The 3,054-nt window shown below is 52.6% G+C and carries 1 rRNA gene; it reads right to left on the bottom strand.

From position 1 onward, the window contains the following. Nucleotides 1-82: 82 nt before the first annotated feature. Nucleotides 83-2,989: ribosomal RNA gene (locus tag GO007_RS28730) — 23S ribosomal RNA — on the bottom strand. Between the last annotated feature and the right edge of the window lie 65 nt (nt 2,990-3,054).

Here is a 3,054-nt window from a genome sequence, read left to right as displayed (position 1 = left end):
ACCAACACGCCACTTCGGCCTGTCAGCTAATCTGTCATCAAGCTGATAATTCGTCTCTTCGCCAAAACAGCTTCGGCGTTGTAAGGTTAAGCCTCACGGTTCATTAGTATCGGTTAGCTCAACGTATCGCTACGCTTACACACCCGACCTATCAACGTCGTCGTCTTCAACGTTCCTTCAGGACCCTTAAAGGGTCAGGGAGAACTCATCTCGGGGCAAGTTTCGTGCTTAGATGCTTTCAGCACTTATCTTTTCCGCATTTAGCTACCGGGCAATGCCATTGGCATGACAACCCGAACACCAGTGATGCGTCCACTCCGGTCCTCTCGTACTAGGAGCAGCCCCCCTCAATTCTCCAGCGCCCACGGCAGATAGGGACCGAACTGTCTCACGACGTTCTAAACCCAGCTCGCGTACCACTTTAAACGGCGAACAGCCGTACCCTTGGGACCTACTTCAGCCCCAGGATGTGATGAGCCGACATCGAGGTGCCAAACACCGCCGTCGATATGAACTCTTGGGCGGTATCAGCCTGTTATCCCCGGAGTACCTTTTATCCGTTGAGCGATGGCCCTTCCATTCAGAACCACCGGATCACTATGACCTGCTTTCGCACCTGCTCGCGCCGTCACGCTCGCAGTCAAGCTAGCTTATGCCATTGCACTAACCTCCTGATGTCCGACCAGGATTAGCTAACCTTCGTGCTCCTCCGTTACTCTTTGGGAGGAGACCGCCCCAGTCAAACTACCCACCAGACACTGTCCGCAACCCCGATTAGGGGTCTACGTTAGAACATCAAACATTAAAGGGTGGTATTTCAAGGTTGGCTCCACGCAGACTGGCGTCCACGCTTCAAAGCCTCCCACCTATCCTACACATCAAGGCTCAATGTTCAGTGTCAAGCTATAGTAAAGGTTCACGGGGTCTTTCCGTCTTGCCGCGGGTACACTGCATCTTCACAGCGAGTTCAATTTCACTGAGTCTCGGGTGGAGACAGCCTGGCCATCATTACGCCATTCGTGCAGGTCGGAACTTACCCGACAAGGAATTTCGCTACCTTAGGACCGTTATAGTTACGGCCGCCGTTTACCGGGGCTTCGATCAAGAGCTTCTCCTTACGGATAACCCCATCAATTAACCTTCCGGCACCGGGCAGGCGTCACACCGTATACGTCCACTTTCGTGTTTGCACAGTGCTGTGTTTTTAATAAACAGTTGCAGCCAGCTGGTATCTTCGACTGATTTCAGCTCCACGAGCAAGTCGCTTCACTTACCATCAGCGTGCCTTCTCCCGAAGTTACGGCACCATTTTGCCTAGTTCCTTCACCCGAGTTCTCTCAAGCGCCTTGGTATTCTCTACCTGACCACCTGTGTCGGTTTGGGGTACGATTTGATGTTACCTGATGCTTAGAGGCTTTTCCTGGAAGCAGGGCATTTGTTACTTCAGCACCGTAGTGCCTCGTCGTCACACCTCAGCGTTAACAGAAGTCCGGATTTACCTAAACTTCCCGCCTACATGCTTAAACCGGGACAACCGTCGCCCGGCCAACATAGCCTTCTCCGTCCCCCCTTCGCAGTAACACCGAGTACAGGAATATTAACCTGTTTCCCATCGACTACGCCTTTCGGCCTCGCCTTAGGGGTCGACTCACCCTGCCCCGATTAACGTTGGACAGGAACCCTTGGTCTTCCGGCGAGCGGGCTTTTCACCCGCTTTATCGTTACTTATGTCAGCATTCGCACTTCTGATACCTCCAGCAACCCTCACAGGCCACCTTCAACGGCTTACAGAACGCTCCCCTACCCAACAACGCATAAGCGTCGCTGCCGCAGCTTCGGTGCATGGTTTAGCCCCGTTACATCTTCCGCGCAGGCCGACTCGACCAGTGAGCTATTACGCTTTCTTTAAATGATGGCTGCTTCTAAGCCAACATCCTGGCTGTCTGTGCCTTCCCACATCGTTTCCCACTTAACCATGACTTTGGGACCTTAGCTGGCGGTCTGGGTTGTTTCCCTCTTCACGACGGACGTTAGCACCCGCCGTGTGTCTCCCGTGATAACATTCTTCGGTATTCGTAGTTTGCATCGGGTTGGTAAGTCGGGATGACCCCCTAGCCGAAACAGTGCTCTACCCCCGAAGATGAGTTCACGAGGCGCTACCTAAATAGCTTTCGGGGAGAACCAGCTATCTCCCGGTTTGATTGGCCTTTCACCCCCAGCCACAAGTCATCCGCTAATTTTTCAACATTAGTCGGTTCGGTCCTCCAGTTAGTGTTACCCAACCTTCAACCTGCCCATGGCTAGATCACCGGGTTTCGGGTCTATACCCTGCAACTTAACGCCCAGTTAAGACTCGGTTTCCCTGCGGCTCCCCTATACGGTTAACCTTGCTACAGAATATAAGTCGCTGACCCATTATACAAAAGGTACGCAGTCACCTAACTAGTAGGCTCCCACTGCTTGTACGTACACGGTTTCAGGTTCTGTTTCACTCCCCTCGCCGGGGTTCTTTTCGCCTTTCCCTCACGGTACTGGTTCACTATCGGTCAGTCAGGAGTATTTAGCCTTGGAGGATGGTCCCCCCATATTCAGACAGGATACCACGTGTCCCGCCCTACTCTTCGAACTCACAGAATGTGCATTTTAGTGTACGGGGCTATCACCCTGTACCGCCGGACTTTCCAGACCGTTCCACTAACACACAAACTGATTCAGGTTCTGGGCTGCTCCCCGTTCGCTCGCCGCTACTGGGGGAATCTCGGTTGATTTCTTTTCCTCGGGGTACTTAGATGTTTCAGTTCCCCCGGTTCGCTTCGTTAAGCTATGTATTCACTTAACGATAGTGTGACGAATCACACTGGGTTTCCCCATTCGGAAATCGCCGGTTATAACGGTTCATATCACCTTACCGACGCTTATCGCAGATTAGCACGTCCTTCATCGCCTCTGACTGCCAGGGCATCCACCGTGTACGCTTAGTCGCTTAACCTCACAACCCGAAGCTGTTTCGTAAAACAGTCCGCGTTGCGAAAATTTGAGAGACTCGAACACACC

It is taken from the genome of Klebsiella sp. 10-1, assembly GCF_009758445.1.
Classification (GTDB): domain Bacteria; phylum Pseudomonadota; class Gammaproteobacteria; order Enterobacterales; family Enterobacteriaceae; genus Klebsiella; species Klebsiella scottii.
The sequence above is the reverse complement of the archived record's forward strand: the minus strand, read 5'-3'. Positions and strand labels throughout refer to the sequence as shown.